We start from the raw sequence: 20,600 nt of genomic DNA on the forward strand, positions 1-20,600 counted from the left end.
GGAGAGGGAACGCAAAACGGGAAACGCCGCCGGCGCGTGTCTCGAATCGCCCGATGGCGGGCCGCGGCGGCAGGTTGATTATCGCGCCGAATGCAGGCGCGACGCGCAGGAATTCAGCAGGCGCTTCATCTGCGTGCGGGAAAGCCCTGGGCCGAACCGCCGGCCGCCCTGGCCGATTGGCTATAATGGCGTCCATCCTCCAACGTCCGGTTCTGCGCCGGTTTTGCGCGCGAACCGCTGGTTTTCCCTTCTCAACAGAGAGCGCTCATGAGCTTTGCAAATGTCCCCGCCGGCAAGGATCTGCCGCAAGACTTCAACGTGATCATCGAGATTCCCGCGCAAAGCGATCCGGTGAAATACGAAGCCGACAAGGACCTGGGCCTGCTCGTCGTCGACCGTTTCGTCGGCACGGGCATGCGCTATCCCGTGAACTACGGCTTCATTCCGCAGACGCTCTCCGGCGACGGCGACCCGGTCGATGTGCTCGTGATCACGCCGTTCCCGCTGCTGGCAGGCTCGGTGGTGCGCTCGCGCGCGCTCGGCATGCTGCAGATGACCGACGAGTCGGGCGTCGACGCGAAACTGGTCGCGGTCCCGCACGACAAGGTCTGCCCGATGACGGCCAACCTCAAGTCGCTCGACGACGTGCCCGAGTACCTGAAGGACCAGATCAAGCACTTCTTCGAGAACTACAAGGCGCTCGAAAAGGGCAAGTGGGTCAAGGTCGACGGCTGGGTCGGCATCGAAGCCGCCCACAAGGAAATCACCGAAGGCGTGGCGAACTTCAAGAAGTAAATCGCGCATCAGGTTTGAAAAAACCGCACGTGCCCTCAGGGCCGTGCGGTTTTTTCATGGAAGCTCGATCGCGGCCTGTTATTAGCGCGAACAGGTCCTAACCCGCTTCGGCGACGTCGCGCAACTGCGGCCCGCGCAGCATGTCGAGCCGCGCGGGCCTGCCCACGCCGTAGCCCTGCGCGTAGTCCACCCCCATCGCGATCATCCAGTCCACGATGGCGGCGTCCTCCACGCACTCGGCGATCGTCAGCTTGCCCGCAGCGTGCGCGACCTCGTTGATCGATCGCACGATGGCCTGGTCGAGCGGACTGTCGACGATGCCGCGGATGAAGCTGCCGTCGATCTTCAGATAATCGACGTGCAGATGCTTGAGGTAGTTGAACGAGGACATGCCCGCGCCGAAGTCGTCGAGCGCAAAGCGGCAGCCCTGCGCGCGCAGGCGTTCGATGAGGGTGATCGCCTCGTTCAGGTTCGTGATCGCGGCGGTTTCGGTGATCTCGAAGCACACGCGCTCGAACGGGATGGACCAGATGCGCTGCTGCTCCTCGATATAGGCGGCGAGCTGCTCGTCGCCGAGCGAGGCGCCCGAGAGGTTGATCGACCAGGTGCCGTAATCGTGTGTGCCTTCGGCAATCATCGCAAATGCGTTCGCGATCACCCAGCGGTCGATGGCCGGCATGAGGTCGAAGCGCTCCGCCGCGCCGATGAACGCGGAAGGCTCGACGAGCGCGCCGGAGGCGGAGTGCATGCGCAGCAGCAGTTCGACGTGCGTGTCGTCGGCCGCCGATGCCGATGTGGACGACTGCGCAAGCGAGAGGATCTTCTGGCCGAAGAGGCAGAACCGGTCGTTCTCGAGCGCCGCCTTGATGTCGGAGACCCACGCCATCTGCGCGTGCGTTTGCGAGAGTTCCTCGTCGTCGTGGCGAAAGCGGTGCACGCGGTTGCGGCCTTTTTTCTTCGCCATGTAGCACGCCACGTCCGCGGCCTTCATCACCTCTTTCACGGAAACGAGACCCGCCGCGTCGCCGACGAGGCCTATGCTCACGCTCGTCTGCACGATGCCCCCTGCGCCCGTGAAGCGGATAGCGGCGATGCCCGCACGCAGGTTCTCCGCGAGCCGCGCCGCGTGCGCGGCCGTGCAATGCGGCAGCACGACGCCGAATTCGTCGCCGCCCAGGCGCGCAATGACGTCTTCGCAGCGCAGCTCGCTTTTGAGCACGCGGCAGACCTGGCGGATCAGCTCGTCGCCGGTCGAGTGGCCGCAGGTGTCGTTGACGACCTTGAACTGGTCGAGGTCGAGGAACATGACGGCGTGGCCGGGCTGGCCGGGTGGTGTGCTCGCGCTCTCGTCGAGCAACGCGGCGAGGCGCCGCTCGAATTCGCGCCGGTTGTAGATGTCGGTGAGCTCGTCGTGAGTCGCCTGGTAGGCGAGGCGCTCGGCATGCTCGCGCAGTGCGCTGACGTCGTAGAGCACGATGACGCTTCCGATCACACGGCGCTGCGCGTCGCGCAGCTTCGACACCGAGTAGTCGACCGCGAGGCGCGAGCCGTTCGGGCGCAGCACGTAGAGACCCGCGCCGCCTGCGTTGCCCGTCGCCTGTGAATTCATCAGGATGTCGAAGCACTGCGGTTCGTGCGCGTCGTTGCGCAGGTCGCAGACCACATCGAACGGTTGCGCGAGCATGTCGGCTGCCGCGCGGCCGAGCATGCGTTCGGCCACCGCGTTGCAGTAGGTTACGCGCGCGTGTTCGTCGGTGCGGATCACGGCTTCGCCGATGGAGGCCAGTGTGACCTCCGCCAGTTCGCGTTCCGTATAGGCCTTCGCTTCCGCAGTCCTCAGCTCGGAAATGTCGAACAGGCAACCGACCATGCGTACGGCGCGCCCGCGCGCGTCGCGCACCGCCTGGCCGCGCGCGCGGCACCAGCAGTAGCTGCCCGCGAGCGTGCGCAGGCGAAACTCCACGTCGAAGGTCGTTGCGCGTGCAAGGTGTTGGCGCAGGGCGTGGCGCACGAGCGTGAGGTCGTCCGGGTGCACGAGCTGGCTGAGGCCCGTGTCGCTTTCGAAGCGCGTGCCCACGTCGTAGCCAAGCTGCTCGTAAAGCCAGTTCGAGAAGTAGCATTGCCGGCTGCCGACCTCCCAGTCCCAGAGTCCGGCGTTGATGCCCTCAAAGCCTAGCGTGAGGCGCTCCTCGTTTTTGCGCACCTCGGCTTCCAGGCGGTCGCTGCGCGCGAGCGCGCGGCGGATGAACTGCGAGAACACGCCGAGCAGCATGATCGCGGAGGCGGCGAGCGCGAGCGTGAGGAGCGAGCGCGTGGCGCGCGCCGCGTCGTCGAGCGAACGGGAAAAGCCGCTTTCGATGGGCGCGAGCTGGCTGTCGATCTCGCGCAGCTCGTACACGAGGCCGGCGGACTCCGGCGCGTGCAGTTTGCCGGCCTGCACGAGTGCATGCAGGCGCTCGCCCGTATCGGCAAGACGCAGAATATAGTGGTCGCCGATCTCCCAGAACGCCACCGCTGGGCGCATCCACGGTGTGTTCCTGAGCGTGCGATAGCCCCACGTCATGCCGTCCATGTCGGCGCGCGCAATGCGGCCTAGCTCGAAACCGTGCCGGATCGCCGCGGTGTCCGGCTGCGCACGGTTCATCTCCAGCCTGGCCGCGCGGTCGCCGAGCGGCACGGCGATGCCGGCGAGGAATGTGCGGTAGTCGGTCTCCTCGCCCGTGCGCGCGTAGCGCTCCAGCGCGTGAACCGCATCCTTCTGGCCCTTCGACCAGCTGCTCTCCCCCGCCACATAGGCAAGCAGGATCGACATGATCGCGAGGCTGACCGCGGCGATCGCCGCCATGACGGCAGCGAGCAGCCATAGCGGCAGCAGGACCGCGGTCGTGCGCCGCAATCCGTGCCAGCCGGGGGCAAGCCGGCCCGTCTCTGTTCCGGTGGGTCTCTTCATGCTTCGCCGTTCCCCGTCGGCTTGCGAGGTGAAATGAGGGCGCACGCCGGTGGCCAGAACCGGCGTCTTGTGCACAATAACGGCGAGGACTGCGGCGGCTTTAGGCTTTGGACGGCGTGTTCGATGAAAAGAGCGGGCGTTCGTTTGGCGCGACGGTTGCTCATTCCGGCGCTGCGGTTTCCGGGGCCGCTTCCGGGGGCGCTTCCGGGGGCGCTTCCGGGGGCGCTTCCGGGGTCGGTGGGGGCAAGACCGATTCGAGCGTGCGCGCGCCGGCCGCGAGCGCGCGCTTTTCGCGCGGGGTGAGGCGCTTGACCCAGTACTCGGCGCTCGAGGCGCGCGCGCGGTCGGCGAACTCGAATTGCGCGAGCACCTGCACCGGCTTGCGCGAGCGCGTGTAGCGCGCGCCGGTGCCGCTCGCGTGCTGGGCGAAGCGGGCGGCGACGTCAATGGCGATGCCCGTGTAGACGCTGCCGTCGGCGCATTCGAGCAGGTAGAGGAACCACGGCATAGTTCTGGAAGCGATGATCATGATGGGCGACGGCGTTTCAGGACACACCGCGCGCGGGTTTTACGGATGAGTCATGGCCACGCGCGAGTCACGCACGAAAAGGATTGCGTTCGTTGAGTTCGTGCATATAGGCGTGAATATGGTTCGTCTCGCTTTCGAGAAAGCGCGCGACGGCATCGGAGAAGGCCGGATGGGCGAGCCAGTGCGCCGAGCGCGTGGCGGTGGGCAGGAAACCGCGCGCCATCTTGTGTTCGCCTTGCGCGCCGCCTTCGAACACGTCGAGCTTTTCCTCGATGCAGAATTCGAGCGGCTGATAATACGCGGTCTCGAAGTGCAGGCAGGGCACGTGTTCGAGCGCGCCCCAGTAGCGGCCATAGAGCGTGCCGCCTCGGCCATGCTCGCCGCGCTGCCAGACCACGAGCGAACTCGCGATCGGCTTGCCTTCGCGCTCGGCGATCACGAGCAGCAGATTCTCCGGCATCGTCTCGCCGATCATGCGGAAGAAGTCGAGATTCAGGTATGGCGAAGAGAAATGCTCGCGGTAGGTCTGCCGGTAGCAGCGGCTAAAGAAGCGCCACTCGGTGTCGCTGATGTCCTCGCCGCGCACGCGCCGCATCGTTACGCCCGCGTCGTGCACCTTGCGGCGCTCCGCGCGGATGTTCTTGCGCTTTTTCTGCTCCAGCGTGGAAAGGAAGTCCTCGAAATCGCGATAGCCGTCGTTGAGCCAGTGAAACTGCACGCCTTCGCGCTGCATCATGCCGAGGCCGGTCAGCGCCTCGGCGTCTTCGGTGGTCGGAAAGAGCACGTGCAGCGACGAGACGTCGGCCTGCTCGGCGAACGCGAGCAAGGTTGCGGCCAGATGGCGGCGCGCGGTTGCGTCGGCGGCGATCAGGCGCGTGCCCTGCACCGGCGTGAACGGCACGGCGCACAGCAGCTTCGGGTAGTACTCAAGGCCGTTGCGCTTGTACGCGTCGGCCCAGGCCCAGTCGAACACGTACTCCCCGTACGAGTGGCCCTTGAGATACACCGGCGCGGCGGCGGCGAGGCGGCCCGTGCGCGTGTCGGTGAGCGTGACGAACTGCGCGGCCCAGCCCTCGTTGGGGGTGGTGCAGCGCGTGGCGTCGAGCGCTGCGAGAAATTCGTGGCGCAAAAAGGGCGTGGGCTGCGCCTGGCGTGCGAGCAGCGCGTTCCATTCGGCGGCGTCGACCTCGGACGGTGAGCCGAGGATGCCCGTGCGATAATCGAAATGTTCCTGTTTCATGCGTGCCCGTTGGCGTGGGATGCGGCTTGGGTGGTTCAGCAGCGCCTGCCGCGGCAAACGGTCATGGTAAAGCAAACGTCCCGGGCGGGTGAGGACCGCCGCGTCGCGTGCAGCGGCGTCAGCCAGGCAGCATCGAGCGGTATCCAGAGTTATCAAGCGGTATCAGGCAGCCCGAACGTCAGAGCGCGCGCTTTCGTGCGCAGCGCGCCCGCCTCAAGGTTATCGAAATGAAAGAGCGCTTCTTCAATCTCTATACGCACGGCTTTGCGCGCGTGGCCGTGGGCGTGCCGCGCTGCCATGTGGCCGATCCGGCATTCAACGCCGCCCAGACGCTCGCGCTCGCGCGCGAGGCCGCCGCGCAGGGCGCGGCGCTCGTCGCGTTCCCCGAGCTCGGGCTTTCGGCCTATACCTGCGACGACCTGTTCCATCAGCAAGCATTGCTCGACGCCTGCGAGCGCGCGCTCGCGCAGATCGTCGAAGCGTCGGCGGCGCTGCCGCTCGTGATGATCGTGGGCCTGCCGGTGCGCGCGGGGCATTCGCTCTTCAACTGCGCCGCGGTCGTGGCGGGCGGGCGTGTGGCGGGCGTCGTGCCAAAGAGCTTCCTGCCGAACTACGGCGAATTCTACGAGCCGCGCCAGTTCAGCGCCGCCGATAGCGCGAGCACCGATACCGTGCGCCTTGCCGGCGCGGACGTGCCGTTCGGCGCGTCCCTGCTGTTCGAGGTGCCGCAGGTCGCGGGTCTGCGCTTTCACGTGGAGATCTGCGAGGACGTCTGGGTGCCGATTCCGCCGTCGTCGTTCGCGGCGCTCGCGGGCGCTTGCGTGCTCGTCAATCTTTCGGCGTCGAACGTCGTGGTGGGCAAGGCGGGCTACCGGCAGCAGCTGGTGTCGCAACAGTCGGCGCGTTGCCTCGCCGCGTATCTGTACACCTCGGCGGGCAAGGGCGAATCGACCACCGACATGGCCTGGGACGGCCATGCGCTCGTGTGCGAAAACGGCGAACTGCTCGCGCAATCGGAGCGCTTCTCCGACGACTCGCACCTCATCTTCGCCGATGTCGATCTCGCGCGGCTGCAGCAGGAGCGTATCCGCCAGACCACGTTCGGCGATTCGATCCGCCGCCACGCCGATGAAGTCGCGAAATTTCGCGTGATTGCATGTGATCTGGCGGGCGATGGCGCCTGGCAGCGCGAAACGCTCGGGCTCTCGCGCCGCGTGGAACGCTTTCCTTATGTGCCGGCCGATCCGAAGCGGCGCGACGAGCGCTGCAACGAGGTCTACAACATCCAGGTGCAGGCGCTCGTGCAGCGGCTTTCGCAAGCGGGCATCAAGAAGGTGGTGATCGGCGTCTCGGGCGGCCTCGACTCCACGCATGCATTGCTCGTGTGCGCGAAGGCGATGGATCGCCTCGGGCTGCCGCGCGCGAACATCCTCGCGTACACCATGCCGGGGTTCGCCACGAGCGAGCGCACGCTGCGCCAGGCGCGCGAACTGATGGCGCTCGTGGGCTGCACGGCGCGCGAAATCGACATTCGCCAGAGCTGCATGCAGATGCTCGAAGACCTCGGCCATCCGTACTCGGAAGGCAAGGCGACCTACGACATCACTTTCGAAAACGTGCAGGCCGGCGAGCGCACGAATCACCTGTTCCGCCTCGCCAACTTCAACCACGCGATCGTGATCGGCACGGGCGATCTCTCCGAACTTGCGCTCGGCTGGTGTACATACGGTGTGGGCGACCACATGTCGCACTACAACGTGAACGCGAGCGTGCCGAAAACGCTCATTACGCACCTCGTGCGCTGGGTCGCTGAAACGGGCCAGATTGGCCAGAACGGGGAGAGCGGCCGCGACGTGCTCGAAGCGATTCTCGCCACCGACATCAGCCCGGAACTGATCCCCGGCAAGTCCGAAGGCGCGCCCGAGCAGAAAACCGAGAGCACGATCGGCCCCTACGAGTTGCAGGACTTCAACCTCTACTACACGCTGCGCTTTGGCTTCGCACCTTCGAAGGTCGCGTTCCTCGCGCGCCACGCGTGGGGTGACCGCGAAGCGGGCGCATGGCCCGAGAACGCGAAGGTCGCGCGCAATCAGTACGATCTCGCGTCGATCAAGCGCAATCTGCGCATTTTTCTCGACCGCTTCTTCCGGCAGAGCCAGTTCAAGCGCACCTGCATACCGAATGCGCCGAAGGTCGGCTCGGGCGGCTCGCTCTCGCCGCGCGGCGACTGGCGCGCGCCCAGCGATTCGGAGTCGGTGGTCTGGCTCGCCGATCTGGAGCGCGTGCCCGATGAAGCGGGCGCGGCGCCTGCGGGCAAGCCCTCGGCGTGAGCCCCGGCCGCACAGCGTAGAATTCCGACAGGTTCCGAAATTTCCGACACATCCGATAACGAGACGAGGTTCGCCATGAAACGCATTACTGCCGTGATCAAACCGTTCAAGCTCGACGAAGTGCGCGAGGCGCTCGCCGAAGTGGGCCTCACGGGCCTGACCGTCACGGAGGTCAAGGGCTTCGGCCGCCAGAAGGGCCACACGGAGCTTTACCGCGGCGCCGAATACGTGGTCGACTTCCTGCCGAAAGTGAAGATCGAGGTGGTGGTCGCGAGCGGCCAGGCCGATCAGGTGATCGACGCGATCATCGGCGCGGCGCGCACGGGCAAGATCGGCGACGGCAAGATCTTCGTGACCGACGTGGAGCGCGTGATCCGCATCCGCACGGGCGAGGAAAACGAAGCGGCGGTTTGAGGCCGCCCGCATTGCACGACCGGTCCCCGAAGTCCACGCAGCACCGCGTGCACCAATAGAAAAGGGGACGGCGCCGCTTGCGCGGCCCGTCCCCGGCATAAAAAACGGTGCGATACCCTTTCGGACATCGCACCGATACGCGCCTCTCGCAGCAGCGTGAAAACGTCGATGTTGCTGTTCTTTCTACACTCGCTTCGAATTAGAACGAGTGCTGGATACCTGCGTACACGCCAACCTGGCTGTGGCCCGGGAGCGGGTTGGTCGTGCTTGCAGCCGTACCGAAGTTGTTGGCGTTCAGACCGAAGTTGGCCGTCTTGCTGTTCTGCACCGTGCCTGCCTGGATGTCGAGCAGCGTGCGCTTGGACAGGTTGTACGAGCCGCCGATCGTGTACAGCGTGGCGTTGCCGCCGCCGTTGTTCGCATTGACGTGGTAGACCGCTGCGATCAGCGCTGCAGCCGGCGTCATTTGCCACGTCACACCGCCCCACTCGTGGTCGAGGGTGGTCGGTTGACCGATGATGCCCGGGTTCATGCCCGACGAACGGATGGCTTCGTAGCCGCCCTGAACCTTGAATGCGCCAAGGAACAGGTTGAACATGGCCATGTAGTCGCGCGAGTAGGCGAACACGCCATTGCCGTTGCCAGGGCTGCCGGCCGGCGTGGCCGTGCTGCCGTCGAGCGCGTTGTATACGCCGCCGAGTTGACCGTTGTTCGGATTGCGGATTTCGTCATACAGGCCGCGGATCTGGAACAGCGAACTCGTGTAGGTCAGTTGCAGGCCAGCTTCGCGACCTTGCGACGTCGAACCGTTGCCGTTCCAGTTCGTCGCGTTCGAGAACGCGTACTGGCCGTACACGTCGAAGCCCATCCAGTTCGGCGACTGGTACGAAATGTTGTTGCTCGATTGCGGCCAGTTGCGGCCACGGACCATCGAAGCCGACGACCAGTTCGACTGACCGAACGGGTCGAAGTCCCAAATGCCGTTGGAGATGAACAGCATGCGGCCAGCGAGCAGCGTACCGAACTGGTCGTTCGCGATACCGACGGTCGCCCAGCGATTCCAGAGCGAGCCGGCCGAGCCGAGCGAGCCGTTGGCGGTGCTGAAGCTGCCTTCCAGGTGGAACAGAACCTTGTTGCCGCCACCGATGTCTTCAACGCCCTTCATGCCCCAGAGGCTGGTGCCCCAGTAGCCGCTTTCGAGCTGAACCTGGCTGGAGCCGTGGGTGGCTTGACCATTCGCGCCGCTGCCGGCACCGATGCCGTTCATATACGCCACACCCATGTCGAGGCGGCCGTAGAGCGTAACGCTGCTTTGTGCATGCGCGACTACGCCAGCCGACATCAATGCTGCGGCGAGTAATGCTTTCTTCATCTTCTCCTCCATACCCTGTCAAAGAGTCAACCTTAAGTACTGCGAAAGACGTCCGTGCGCTTGGCGGCGCTGCGAACAGAAATCGTCGCGTGAGGGAGAATTACCCCGAGGACCGGCGTACGGGCTGGTGCCGCTGCATAACCCGGGCTGGGTCGTCTTGCAGGTCCCCTGGTTGACTGGCATCTCCCGTTCTTTTTGAAGTGAAACTACTTTTAATGAACTTTGTTTTGCTACTTTGGTTACTAATTTAGCAAAAAAGGTCCGCGCTGGCGAACTAATTCGTGCTCGCACCCCAGGGTGTCGTCAAATTGCAATATGGCCTTCCTGGATGGTGGTCAGAGAGGTACTACAAATAGGTCGGAAGCCTGACGGAATAAGGCACTCACGTCGATTGAATGGCTGGGTTCAGGATTGCCACTATTGACGAGAGATTTCACAAGGAGTAATGCGAAAAACGCCGCTTTTGGGCATAAACGGGCGGTTTTTTCGAGGGGAAAAGGCGAAAAAGCAAAGGCGCCGTAAGCGCCTTGTAAAGCTACTTTGACTACATTGCCGAAGGGCGGCGACCCAATGGGGCGCCTTACTTGAGGCTGCCTGAGAGAAACTGGCGCAGGCGCTCGCTTTTCGGGTTGGCGAATACCTCGGCCGGCTGGCCTTCCTCCTCCACGAGTCCCTTGTGCAGGAACATGACGTGGTTGGAAACGTTGCGCGCGAAACCCATTTCGTGCGTGACCACGATCATCGTGCGGCCTTCCTCGGCGAGCTTCTGCATGACCTTGAGCACTTCGCCGACGAGTTCGGGGTCGAGCGCCGAAGTCGGCTCGTCGAACAGCATCACGTCGGGGTGCATGGCGAGCGCGCGGGCAATCGCCACGCGTTGCTGCTGACCGCCCGAGAGGTGCGAGGGATACTGCTTCTCCACGCGCGGCGCGAGGCCGACCTTCTCCAGACAGGTGCGCGCGCGATCTTCGGCTTCCTTGCGCGGCAAGCCCAGCACGTGCACCGGCGCCTCGATCACGTTCTCGAGCACCGACATGTGCGACCACAGGTTGAAGTGCTGGAACACCATGGCGAGCCTGGTGCGCACGCGCTGGAGCTGCTTCGCGTCGGCGGGATGCAGTGCGCCCGTGCGTTTGTCCGCGCGCGTGGCGACTTCCTCGCCATCCACCACGATGCGCCCTTCGTTGGGCTGCTCGAGGAAGTTGATGCAACGCAGCATCGTGCTCTTGCCCGAACCGGACGAGCCGATCACGCTGATCACATCGCCTGCATTCGCTTTCAGGGACACGCCCTTGAGGACTTCGTTGTCGCCGTACTTCTTGTGGATGGAGTCGACGAACAGCTTCTGCTTCTGGGAATTCATCAATTGACCTTTATGGCGTGAACACGCCCTGGGGCTCACTTGCCCTGCGGTCGCAGGTATGCGAGCCAGCGGCGCTCGGCGCGGCGGAACAGCCACACGAGCGTGAAAGAAATGATCAGGTACAGCAGGGCGGCGATGCCGAATGCGCCGAACGACTGATACGTCGCCGAGTTCACGTCGCGCGCGATCTTCAGGATGTCGGGCACGGTAGCCGTGAAGGCCACGGTCGTTGCGTGCAGCATCAGAATGACTTCGTTGCTGTAGTAGGGCAGGGCGCGGCGCAGCGCCGAAGGCAGGATCACGCGGCGGTACAGCGTGAATTGCGACATGCCGTAAGCGCGCGCGGCCTCGATCTCGCCGTAGGGTGTCGCCTTGATCGCGCCCGCGAAGATTTCAGTGGTATATGCGCAGGTGTTCAGCGTGAACGCAAGCAGCGTGCAGTTCATCCCGCTGCGAAAGAAGGCGCTCGTGAGTTCGTGGTTGCGTACGATCTCGAGGCTGTAGAGGCCCGTGTAGCACAGCAGCAGCTGCACGTAGAGCGGCGTGCCGCGAAAGATGTACGTGTAGAGCCACACGAGCCCGGCGAGCCACTTCTTCTTCGACACGCGGGCCACGGCGAGCGGCACCGAGAGGCAGAAGCCGAGTCCGATCGAGATGACGAGCAGCCACAGCGTGATCGCCACGCCGCTGAAATGGTAGCCGTCGGAGAAGAGGTAGTTGCGCCAGTATTGCTGGATCAGTTGGACGAAGTCTTGCATGGTCTTGGCCTCGCGCGATTCAGAGATCCGCCTTGCGCACACCGGTGGAGTAGCGCTTGTCGAGATACATCAGCACGAAGTTGGAGACCGTGGTGATGACGAGATAGATCGCGCCGGCGAGCAGCGTGAAGAAGAAGAATCGCAGCGTGCCCTTGCCGGCGTCCTGGCTTGCCTTCACGACGTCGGCGAGGCCGATGATCGAGACGAGCGCGGTGGATTTCACGAGCACCTGCCAGTTGTTGCCGATGCCGGGCAGCGCGAAGCGCATCATCTGCGGGAACATGATGCGCGTGAACACCTGCCAGTTCGTCATGCCGTAGGCGTGGCCCGCTTCGAGCTGGCCGCGCGGCACCGCGAGGAACGCGCCGCGAAACGTCTCGGTGAAGTACGCGCCGTAGATGAAGCCGAGCACGACCACACCCGCGAGGAACGGATCGATGTCGATCTGATCCCAGCCGAGCATGTCGGTGAGGTTGTTCAGCCAGATCTGGATGCTGTAGAAGAGCAGCAGCATGAGCACGAGATCGGGCACGCCGCGAATGAGCGTGGTGTAGAGCGTGCCCGCGCCGTGCGCGACGCGGTTCCTGGAAAGTTTGGCCGCCGCGCCGATCAGCCCGAGCACGAACGAGAGCGCGAGCGACAGCACGGCGAGCTTGACGGTCTGCCAGGTGCCGGCGAGGATCAGCGGGCCGTAGCCTTGAAGAAACATGGGCGAGTTCCTTGTCGGTGCGTTTCTCACACCGCGAAAGGCGCGGCGCTTGTTTGCCGCGGTTCAAATCCGTTCATGGCCGCGCGGTTTTTTTGCGCGGTGTTGCGTACGCGCGCGCGGCCGATGCGATTGCGCTCGTGAGCGCGCCTGTGACTGTATACGAAGCCCGGTGGCGGTCTATCGGGGAGCCCCCGGGGCCGGGCGCCGCCGGCTTTCATGTGTCCTGGCGCGAGGCGCGAGCGGTGGTGTCTCGTGGTTTATTTACCTGCGTGTGCCTTCCCGTTCACTTGCCTTTGTGATATCGAAGTCGAAGTACTGCTTCGCGATCTTGTCGAACGTGCCGTCGGCATGAATCGCGGCCAGCGCCGTGTTGAACTTCGCCTTGAGGTCGGCGTCGTCCTTGCGCAGGCCGATCGCGGTGCCGTCGCCGATCGTCGCCGGATCTTCGACTTCCGGGCCCGCCCACGCGAAGCCCTTGCCGCGCGGCGTTTTCAGGAAGCCGAAATCCGCCTGGACCTCGTCTTGCAGCGTGGCGTCGAGGCGCCCGGCGATCAGATCCTGGTAGACCTGATCCTGATTCTGGTACGAGATCACGTTCACGCCCTGCGGCGCCCAGTGCGCCTTTGCGTACGCTTCCTGGGTCGAGCCCTGCTCGACGCCCACGTTCTTGCCCTTGAGCGAAGCCGGCGTGGGCAGAAGCGGCGAGCCTGCGCGCGCGAGCATGCGTGCGGGCGCATCGAACATCTTCGCGGAATAGTCGATACGCTGGGCGCGCTGCGGCGTGACGGTCAGCGACGACACGATCGCGTCGAACTTGCGGGCCTTGAGCGCCGGGATAATGCCGTCGAGGTCGTTCTCGACCCAGACGCACTTCACGTTCATGCGCGCGCACAGGGCTTTCGTGAGGTCGACATCGAAGCCAACGATCTGTCCGTTCGGCGCTTTGGATTCGAACGGCGCATAGCTGGCATCCACGCCGATACGCACGGTTTTCCACTCTTTGGCGGCGGCGCTGCCCGCGATCAGGGCGAGCGCCACGCACACTGCAAACTTCTTCATCATTCTCCTGTCGAGCCGGAGCGCGTGCCCTTTTAGCACTGACTCCGTCCCATGCGCGACTGATACGGGCGGCGCGGCGCAGTAAGGGCGCCGCGGCCGACGCAAGGCGGCCCGGCTCGTGGCCGTTGGCCGCCATTCTATGCGATCAAAAATGCGGGTCGGAAAGCGTGGCGCACTTCGGTCCCGGCCCCGGCGCGCGCTGGCGGGGCGGGGTAGCCGCCACGGGGTGCCGCACTCCGGTCCGTCTGGCTCGCGCCGGCCGAAAAGCGCGGTATTTTACCCGAAGCCGGAAGACGTGCGGATCCGGCACAGGGCGACGCCGGCAACCGGCTATTGATGTTGCTGGCGAAACGATGCGGTGCGCCGCTGCGGATTGTGCAAGCGGGCCGCCGCCCTTACCTTCGGACATCGACATGATTGACCGGAGATTGCCATGCTGACTATCCGACGCGCCGACGAACGCGGCCACGCCAACCACGGCTGGCTCGACTCGTATCACAGTTTTTCGTTTGCCGACTATTTCGACGAAGCGCATATGCACTACGGCGCGCTGCGAGTGCTCAACGACGACCGTATTGCGGGCGGCCAGGGCTTTGGCGCGCACGGCCACCGCGACATGGAGATCGTGACCTATGTGCTTTCCGGCGCGCTCGCACACCGCGACAGCATGGGCAACGGCTCGACCATCCGTCCCGGCGACGTGCAGCGCATGAGCGCCGGCACTGGCGTGATGCACAGCGAGTTCAACGGCTCGAAGGAAGAGGAAGCGCACTTGCTGCAGATCTGGCTGCTTCCGCGCGAGCGTGGCGGAGCGCCCGGCTACGAGGAGAAGCGCTTCGACGACGCCGACAAGCGCGGGCGGCTGCGTCTCGTCGCCTCGCCCGATGGGCGCGACGGATCGGTGACCGTGCAGTCGGATGCCTCGATCTACGCGGCCCTCGTGGACGGCGAGGAACGCGTCGAATACGCGGTGCCCGCCGGGCGGCGCGTCTATCTGCATGTGGCGCGCGGCGCGCTGGACGTGAACGGCCAGCGCCTCGAAGCCGGCGATGCCGCGATGATCGAGGCCGAGGCGGGGGTCGCTCTCGCGCGGGGCGCAGCGGCCGAAGTGCTGCTGTTCGATCTCGCCTGAGCTTTTGACCGGCGGCGGCCGACAACCGCCCGCGCCATGAAAAAAGCGCCGCGGGGTGCGAATCCCGCGGCGCCTTGTCGTGTGCGCATTATTGCGTGTGTTGCGCGCGCGTACCGATCACTGCTGCGCGGCCGGTGCCGAAGCGCCGTCCTTGTGGTGCTGCTCCCAGCGCTGGCGCATCTGCTCGTGGCGCTGCTCCATCTTCGCGAAGCGCTCCTTGATCGCCGTGCTCACGGTCGTCTTCTGCTGGTCGTTCAGGCCGTTATAGAAGGCGAGCCACGCTTGCGTGGTTTGCTCGCGCAGCTGCTGGTTCTGCTGCTCGACCTGCTCATGCGCCGTGTGCATGGCGTTCAGGTCGAGGATCGGCTGGTTCTTCATCGCATCGAACTGCTGCTTCATCTGTTCATGATTCTTGCGCATGGCCTGGCCGTTCTGCTTCATCGTGTCGAGTGCGGCCTGCCATTGCTTTTCCTGCGCGGCGTTCAGGTTCAGCTTGTCGTGCAGCTTCTTGAAGCCGGGCATGAAGTCGCCGTGCATGCCGGGGCCGCCATGCATGCCCGGACCGCCGTGCATCATGCCGGGGCCGCCCGGAGGCGGCGGGGTCTGGGCGTTGGCGGCGGTGGCGCCAACGGTGAGCGCGAGCGAGGCGGCGGCGATGGCGAGAAGGCGCGAAGTCGTCTTGTACATGGTGATGCTCCTGACAAATCCATGAGGGTTTTATCCGGTCTGGCGCGGCGCTTTCCGGAAGTGGTGGCGCTCGCAACCGGTGTCCCTAGCGTATCGACCCGGCGGACAGGCCGTGTTACGCGGCGGGGCGCCGGGATTACGCAACATTACATGCGCCTTTCGCAGTAACACCTCGTAACCCGGCTGGAAGAGCTGTAAGCAAACGGCCTGTGCGCGCGCGTTACACTTCATCCCATGGCTACTCAAATCCTTGTCGTCGACGACGACCTCGAACTACGCGACCTCCTGCGCGACTATCTCGCGCGCCAGGGCATGGAGGTCTCGGTGCTGCACGACGCCGGCTCGCTGGAGCGTCGGCTCGAGCGCGAGCGCCCGGACCTGATCGTGCTCGACCTGATGATGCCGGGCGTGGACGGCCTGACCGCGCTGCGCAAGCTGCGCGCAGCCGGCGACGACATTCCCGTGATCATGCTCACGGCGCGCGCGGACGACGTGGACCGCATCGTCGGCCTCGAACTCGGCGCGGACGACTACCTCGGCAAGCCGTTCAACCCGCGCGAGCTGCTCGCGCGCGTGCAGGCGGTCCTGCGCCGGCGCCGCACGGTGCCTTCGGCCGCGGCGCCCGAGCAGCGCGAGCCGTACGCGTTCGGCCGCTTCACGCTCGACTTCCAGTCGCGCACGCTGCAGCAGGAAGGCAAGCCCATCATGTTGTCGGGCAGCGAGTTCGCGCTGCTGAAAATATTCGTGAATTACCCCATGCGTACGCTGACGCGCGAGCGCCTGCTGGAATTGCTGCACGGCCCCGAGTATGACGGCACCGACCGCGGCATCGACGTGCAGGTGTGGCGTCTGCGGCGCATTCTCGAGAGCGATCCGTCCACCCCGCGCTTCATTCAGACCGTACGCGGGCGCGGCTACGTGTTCGTTCCCGACGGAGAGCAGGGCAACCATGCGCCGGCCAGTTGATTCGCTGTTCGGGCGCCTCGCGGTCATCTTCATCGGCGTTCTGCTGGTGTCGCACGTTGCCTGGTTCACGCTCATGCGCGTCGAACACAATCAGATGCAAACGCGCTACGCCGTCGAGGAAGCGAGCTTCCTCGTCGACGCGGTGCGCCAGCACGTCGAGCGCGAGCCTGACCAGCCGCTGCCTTCGCGCGTGCAACTCGTCGATCCGGCGAGTCCCGCCGTGCCGCCGGTCACCGAACGCATGCCCGAGGCGCTGCGCCGTTTCATCGACGACGTGCGCGAGCGCATGCCGGCCGGCACCGACGTACGCGTCGGGTCGCCTGGCGGGCCGCCCACGCTTTGGGTGCGCGGGCCGCAGGACGCCCGCTGGATCGTGCTGCCGGGCCAGCCGCTGCGCATCATGCGGCCGCTCGACAAGTTTCTGCCCTGGGTCATCACCATTTTCGCCACCGCCGTCATCGCCGCGCTCGTGGGCGCGTGGATGCTGCAGCAGCCGCTGAGTGCGCTCGCACAGGCCGTGGGACGCTTTGGCCGCGGCGAGCCCGTGCCGCCCGTGCCCGAGCGCGGGCCGCGCGAGCTGCGCCAGCTCACGCTGGGCTTTAACCAGATGGTCAAGGAAGTCGAGCGCACGGAGAAAGACCGCGCCGTCATGCTGGCGGGCGTTGCGCACGATCTCAAGACGCCGCTTGCCCGGCTGCGCCTGCGCGCTGAAATGATGGACGAGCAAAAGGTGCGCGACGGCGTCGTGCGCGACGTCGAGTCGATGGCACACATCGTCGACCAGTTCCTCGTGTTTGCGCACGACGGCGCCGATCGCAGCGAGCCCGTCGAGGTCGACGACCAGTGCGAGCGCATCGCGCGCAACCACCGCACGGCGAGCGGCGAGGCGATTGCGATCGAAACGCATCTGCGCGCGGGTCCGGAGTTTCGTCTGCCCGCGGCCACGCTCGAGCGCGTGGTTTCGAACCTGCTCGACAACGCGCATGCGTATGGCGCACCGCCCGTCGTGATCGAGAGCGAGCGCGGCCCGACGGGTTTTTCGCTCACCGTGCGCGACCACGGCAAGGGCATTGCCGACCAGGATCTGACGCAGGCGAGCCGGCCGTTCGTGCGCCTCGATCCTGCGCGCGGCGGCAACGGCCACAGCGGCCTCGGCCTCGCGATCGTCGAGCGGCTCGTGCGCCGCGCGGGCGGCGAACTCTCGATCGGCAACGGCGAGAGCGGCGGCCTCGCGGTGCGCATGACGTTTGCGTTCGACGTGGTGGAGCGCACCGTGTCCGAGGCGGCGCAGATCTGGTAATTCGCGTTTGAATGGCCGGATGGGCGGACCGGACCTTCGTCCCGAAGGCGCCGCGTCAGCGACGCCATGTCCAGCCAGACGAGGTTGGGCGCAGTTCTCAGGCCGTGAAGAGCGTGTCGAGCGCGGCGGCGGCCTCATTGTCCACCGTGTTGTAGGTCACGGTGTCGGCCTCGAAGATGTAGTGCGTGGTGTACTTGCCGAGGCGGGCAAGAATCTCTTCCTGAATCAGCTCGGGCGTGGCGTCGAGTTTCAGGTACCACGCGGTCGATGACAGGCGCGTCTGGAACGCGCCGTACTCGACCATCAACTGGTCGAACGCGAGTGCATCCTGATCGCGGCAGACAATGACCAGATTTCCCTTCATGCATGCCTCCAGATTTGTGCGGAACACCGAAGTGGCGCGGTTTGACTCATGCGCGCGGTATGGACTGGCGCGCGCCGTTTATCCCATGATACCGCGCCTCGCCGGTTGAGCCGGGCGAGCCCCGCAGCCCGGTACGGGCATCCCTCGTGTGACGGATCGCAAGCGGGTTGTGCACTCACCAGGTCGGCGCCGCGGCGCGCGGCGGCACGACGCCCTCGGCCGTCATGGCCTCACAGCGGTCGCGCCCGGCCGCCTTCGCCATGTAGAGGGCGAGGTCGGCGCGGCTCATCAGACGCTCGGGCTGATCCTGCGCGGCCGCGAGTTCGGTCACGCCGATGCTCACGCTCACGCTCGCTTCCTCGGGCAGTTCCACGCAAACGCGTTTGCCCACCTGCTCGCGCAGGCGGTCGAGCACGACGAGGCCCGTGGCGAGCGAGGTCGAGGGCAGCAGGATGCCGAACTCCTCGCCGCCCAGGCGCCCGACGGCGTCGTCGGCGCGCAGTTCGGCGCGGCAGGTTTGCACGAAATGCTGGAGCGCGCGGTCACCCGCCGGGTGGCCGAAGCGGTCGTTGATCTGCTTGAAGTAGTCGAGGTCGGCAATCGCCATGCACAGCGGTTTGCCTGCCGCATAGGCCGTGTCGATCTCGCGGCGCAGCAGATCGAGGAAATAGCGCCGCGAAAGTGCGCCGGTCAGGGCGTCGTGGCGCGCCTCCGCGGCGAGCAGGGCGTTCGCCGCTTGCAACTGCCCGGCGAGATCGCGGCTCGCGTGGTGCAGACGCCGCTCGCGTACCCACGACACCGAGATCACCGCCGCGAGCGCCGCGGTGCCCGCGAGCGTGAGGAAAATGAGAAGCCGGTCGCGCCGATGATTCGCGATCAGCTCGGACCACGCATTGACCGGATCCACGAGGTGCGCCGAGAGCCCGGAGTTCAGACCGCCGCGCTGTTCGTAGAGGGCAGGCGCGCGTTGGCCCGGCAACTCGACCATTTGCGCGGCGTCGGCTCGCGGGATCCACGGTGCCTCGTTCAACGCGGCCTGCGACGCCGGGCGCAGATCGAGCGGCGCGAAGCGTTCGCGCAGATAGGTGCTCACGCGGTCCACCGCGTTCATTTCGGCGACGTGCGAGCTCGGCAGGGCGCGTCCTTCGAGTGCACTGTCATGGGCCATGATGATGACCCCATTGTTGTCCGCGACGAAGGTGTCCGGATGAGCGACCCAGTGGCGCAGCCGCGCGATGCCGACCTTCGCGACCACGGCGCCGACCAGCAAGCCGTCGTCATAGGCGGGCGCGGCGACGAAAATGCCGGGCTCGCCGCTTGTCGTGCCCACGCCGTAGGCTTCGGAGAACGCCCCAAGCAGCGTGTCGTTCAGATACGCGCGCGCACGCATGTCCACGCCGACGTAGGAGATTCTTTCGAGCGCATTGCTCGACGCGATGCAGATGCCATTCGCGTTCACGAGCCAGATCGCATCGAGCCCGGAGAAGCCCTGGGCGTCGTGGAGAAAGCGGTCGATCCCGGCGAGCGCCGGCACGCCTTGCAGCGCTTTGCGCCGCGCCAGTTCCGTCGAATCGCTCGACGCGGCATAATGCGCAGCCCCGGTGAGCGCCTGCTGGACGACGCGGGTTTCGGCCATCGTCGCCGGAATGGCGCGCGACATGGCGAGGTCGCTGGCGACCACTTCGGCCATGTTGTCCACCACCGAGCGCATCACCTGGCGTTGTGCGGCGAGCGCAGTCTCGAACTCCTGGCGGACCATGCGGTCCGCGAGCCAGCCGGCCGCCGCCCAGCAGACGAGCGCGACCACCACGACCCCGAGGGGTCCGGCTGCCTGACGCAAGAGTCTCCTGTTCATCGGCCTTCTGGTTCGTGACGGGTATTGAGGTGTGGTGATTGGCGCCCCCGGGTGTCGGAGCGCCACTGACGGAGCGTGTCGATTTTACCCCTCGAACGGGGCTGGCGAACCCGCTCCCGAAGCGTCTGCGCGGGGTTGCGAGGCGGTGCGAGCGGGCGGCGGCGCGCGCGAGGGGCGCCGATATGCAAGCGACATGCCGTCAGCACGGCGATACGCGGCGATGAGCGGGGGGCAGGGGGCGCAAGCGTGGTCAGAGCGGTTTCGTGCGCGAGGTTCGCGCGAGCGCCAGCATGTGGCGCGCAAGCGACGCCCACTGGCGTTGGCGGCCCGAATGAGGCAGGAGTCGAGGCAAGCGCGGAGGCAGACGCGGCGTCGTCCTGTCATCAAGGCGTCATCGATGCGTCATCACGATGACGTGCGCAGGCCGCTCGCGGCGCGTTCCGGAAGGTCTCCAGAAGGCCGGCGAAAGCGCGCCGAAAGCCCGTCTGGTCGGGCTTTCGCGATGCGCCGGGGTGCGGTTGTGAGTGTCATGAAGGTTGTAGTACTGTCGTGCCGTTTCACTCGGGGCAAGCCCGGCCGCCGGCCGTCAGCTGTAACGACGGCGCGGGCGATGCGTACCGCCGCGGCGCCGTCGCCGTGTCATCAACGCCAACGAAATTCTCTGTCCATGCGCCTTGCCTTTGTCGATCCGCCGTCCCCGCAGCTTGTGCAACGCCAGTCCAGCGGCTCGGACGCTGCGTCGTCCGCTTTTCTGAAACCCGGCGCGGAGGGCGTCTG

General features: G+C 65.8%; 17 protein-coding genes. 6 read left to right on the forward strand and 11 right to left on the reverse strand.

The genetic code is table 11. The features are described 5' to 3' along the window. Positions 1-267 precede the first annotated feature (267 nt). The gene (ppa, locus tag BHE01S_RS32575) at positions 268-795 is read left to right on the forward strand and encodes an inorganic diphosphatase (protein ID WP_042271619.1); all 528 of its coding nucleotides are present in this window, start codon (positions 268-270) and stop codon (positions 793-795) included. Between the two features lie 97 nt (positions 796-892). On the opposite strand, the gene BHE01S_RS32580 is transcribed toward ppa, so the two are convergent. The 3 genes from BHE01S_RS32580 to BHE01S_RS32590 all read right to left on the reverse strand — a co-directional run bounded on the left by BHE01S_RS32580 (position 893) and on the right by BHE01S_RS32590 (position 5,514). Next, entirely contained in the window at positions 893-3,745 is a 2,853-nt protein-coding gene (locus tag BHE01S_RS32580) for an EAL domain-containing protein (protein WP_084069507.1), read from the reverse strand. A 160-nt stretch (positions 3,746-3,905) separates the two neighbouring features. Next, positions 3,906-4,253 carry a GIY-YIG nuclease family protein gene (locus tag BHE01S_RS32585; RefSeq protein WP_042271625.1) on the reverse strand — a complete coding sequence of 116 codons (348 nt, stop codon included), beginning with the start codon at positions 4,251-4,253 and terminating at the stop codon, positions 3,906-3,908. An 88-nt stretch (positions 4,254-4,341) separates the two neighbouring features. Then, the gene (locus tag BHE01S_RS32590; RefSeq protein WP_042271626.1) at positions 4,342-5,514 is read right to left on the reverse strand and encodes a GNAT family N-acetyltransferase; all 1,173 of its coding nucleotides are present in this window, start codon (positions 5,512-5,514) and stop codon (positions 4,342-4,344) included. Positions 5,515-5,741: 227 nt separating this feature from the next. Here BHE01S_RS32590 and BHE01S_RS32595 point away from each other — a divergent pair, with 227 nt between their 5' ends. Both BHE01S_RS32595 and BHE01S_RS32600 read left to right on the forward strand, forming a co-directional pair. Next, positions 5,742-7,844 (forward strand): NAD(+) synthase, encoded by a 2,103-nt coding sequence (locus tag BHE01S_RS32595; RefSeq protein WP_042271629.1) that lies wholly within the window; start codon positions 5,742-5,744, stop codon positions 7,842-7,844. Between the two features lie 75 nt (positions 7,845-7,919). Further along, positions 7,920-8,258 carry a P-II family nitrogen regulator gene (locus tag BHE01S_RS32600; RefSeq protein WP_042271632.1) on the forward strand — a complete coding sequence of 113 codons (339 nt, stop codon included), beginning with the start codon at positions 7,920-7,922 and terminating at the stop codon, positions 8,256-8,258. 199 nt (positions 8,259-8,457) lie between these two features. Here BHE01S_RS32600 and BHE01S_RS32605 read toward each other — a convergent pair whose 3' ends face one another. From BHE01S_RS32605 to BHE01S_RS32625, 5 genes are all read right to left on the reverse strand, one after another. Next, positions 8,458-9,630, reverse strand: coding sequence for a porin (locus BHE01S_RS32605; RefSeq protein WP_042271666.1), 1,173 nt, complete (start codon positions 9,628-9,630; stop codon positions 8,458-8,460). A gap of 580 nt (positions 9,631-10,210) precedes the next feature. Beyond that, positions 10,211-10,993, reverse strand: a complete 783-nt coding sequence (locus tag BHE01S_RS32610) for an ABC transporter ATP-binding protein (RefSeq protein WP_042271636.1) — start codon at positions 10,991-10,993, stop codon at positions 10,211-10,213. 35 nt (positions 10,994-11,028) lie between these two features. Beyond that, positions 11,029-11,751 carry an ABC transporter permease gene (locus BHE01S_RS32615; RefSeq protein ID WP_028210520.1) on the reverse strand — a complete coding sequence of 241 codons (723 nt, stop codon included), beginning with the start codon at positions 11,749-11,751 and terminating at the stop codon, positions 11,029-11,031. A 19-nt stretch (positions 11,752-11,770) separates the two neighbouring features. After that, positions 11,771-12,460, reverse strand: a complete 690-nt coding sequence (locus BHE01S_RS32620) for an ABC transporter permease (protein ID WP_042271640.1) — start codon at positions 12,458-12,460, stop codon at positions 11,771-11,773. Between the two features lie 261 nt (positions 12,461-12,721). Next, positions 12,722-13,519 (reverse strand): ABC transporter substrate-binding protein, encoded by a 798-nt coding sequence (locus tag BHE01S_RS32625; RefSeq protein ID WP_042271668.1) that lies wholly within the window; start codon positions 13,517-13,519, stop codon positions 12,722-12,724. Between the two features lie 433 nt (positions 13,520-13,952). Between BHE01S_RS32625 and BHE01S_RS32630 the strand changes: the two genes are divergently transcribed. Continuing rightward, complete coding sequence (locus BHE01S_RS32630) at positions 13,953-14,651, forward strand: pirin family protein (protein ID WP_042271642.1); 699 nt, start codon at positions 13,953-13,955, stop codon at positions 14,649-14,651. A 117-nt stretch (positions 14,652-14,768) separates the two neighbouring features. On the opposite strand, the gene BHE01S_RS32635 is transcribed toward BHE01S_RS32630, so the two are convergent. Beyond that, positions 14,769-15,338 carry a periplasmic heavy metal sensor gene (locus tag BHE01S_RS32635; protein ID WP_042271646.1) on the reverse strand — a complete coding sequence of 190 codons (570 nt, stop codon included), beginning with the start codon at positions 15,336-15,338 and terminating at the stop codon, positions 14,769-14,771. A gap of 234 nt (positions 15,339-15,572) precedes the next feature. Here BHE01S_RS32635 and BHE01S_RS32640 point away from each other — a divergent pair, with 234 nt between their 5' ends. Then, on the forward strand, positions 15,573-16,304 hold the full coding sequence (locus BHE01S_RS32640) for a response regulator (RefSeq protein WP_042271649.1): 732 nt from the start codon (positions 15,573-15,575) through the stop codon (positions 16,302-16,304). After that, the gene (locus tag BHE01S_RS32645) at positions 16,288-17,604 is read left to right on the forward strand and encodes an ATP-binding protein (protein WP_042271652.1); all 1,317 of its coding nucleotides are present in this window, start codon (positions 16,288-16,290) and stop codon (positions 17,602-17,604) included. The genes BHE01S_RS32640 and BHE01S_RS32645 overlap by 17 nt, the downstream gene beginning before the upstream one ends. A 97-nt stretch (positions 17,605-17,701) precedes the next feature. On the opposite strand, the gene BHE01S_RS32650 is transcribed toward BHE01S_RS32645, so the two are convergent. Further along, on the reverse strand, positions 17,702-17,968 hold the full coding sequence (locus BHE01S_RS32650) for a double-stranded DNA-specific endonuclease (RefSeq protein WP_028207711.1): 267 nt from the start codon (positions 17,966-17,968) through the stop codon (positions 17,702-17,704). 175 nt (positions 17,969-18,143) lie between these two features. Next, a complete protein-coding gene (locus tag BHE01S_RS32655; RefSeq protein ID WP_042271656.1) occupies positions 18,144-19,823 on the reverse strand; it encodes a GGDEF domain-containing protein in 1,680 nt (559 codons plus the stop codon). Positions 19,824-20,600 lie beyond the last annotated feature (777 nt).

Origin of the sequence: Paraburkholderia heleia NBRC 101817, assembly GCF_000739775.1 — a bacterium.
GTDB lineage: Bacteria > Pseudomonadota > Gammaproteobacteria > Burkholderiales > Burkholderiaceae > Paraburkholderia > Paraburkholderia heleia.